Raw genomic sequence first — 713 nt, forward strand, 5'->3', positions numbered from 1 at the left:
GAGCATAACTAAATCCTTACCGTCTGGGAATCGCTCGGGCAAGAGGAAACCGGTAGCCGTTTTATCCAGCAAAATGGTGTCACCCTCTTTCATCGCGGCAAAACGCGCCGACATCGGACCGCCTTCGATTAACACCGCGAAATACTCAAGCGTATCGGCGTATTCGGCAGATACGACAGAATACGCGCGCCAAATAAAGCCCTCGCCGTCACGGAAACCAAGGCGCGAAAACTGCCCTGCCGAAAAACGGTAGGACTCGGGACGGCTGATGGCAAAAGTCATCAGCTTAGGCGTATGGTGTTTAATCCACAAGACTTTTTCTTCGGTAAACTTGGCTTCTGGAGAAGCTGCCATAATAGGTTTCCTTGATATTCGGTATCAGTTTCAAATAGGGCTTATTATAAAGATTCAAAAGACCGTCTGAAATATTTATTTTCAGACGGCCTTTAAGATTATTCACGGCGCAAACGGATACTGATGCCTTTTTGTTCCAAAATCAAATCGTTACCGTCAAAACGATAGTTCCACACGCTTTGTTTGCGCAAAAACGCATCTTCCAGCTTCATGTCTTCACACAGCATCATGCTTACCGCAATATGGCCAAAATCAATTTTGCCCGCTCCGATTACATTCGCTTGAAACATCATACCGTTGCAACCCATATTGCCATAAGCCTTAGGCATTTTGCTGAAATCCAAATAGGCGTTTTTATC

General features: G+C 45.6%; 2 protein-coding genes. Both read right to left on the bottom strand.

Translation table 11 applies throughout. The features are described 5' to 3' along the window. A partial coding sequence (locus tag ACTHUM_RS16630) for an FAD-binding oxidoreductase (protein ID WP_440403509.1) occupies positions 1-354 on the bottom strand: 354 nt, incomplete at its 3' end. A 98-nt stretch (positions 355-452) separates the two neighbouring features. Then, positions 453-713, bottom strand: a 261-nt coding sequence (locus ACTHUM_RS16635; protein ID WP_440403510.1) for an META domain-containing protein, incomplete at its 5' end; no start/stop codon positions are given.

It is taken from the genome of Neisseria sp. P0021.S006, from assembly GCF_051956895.1.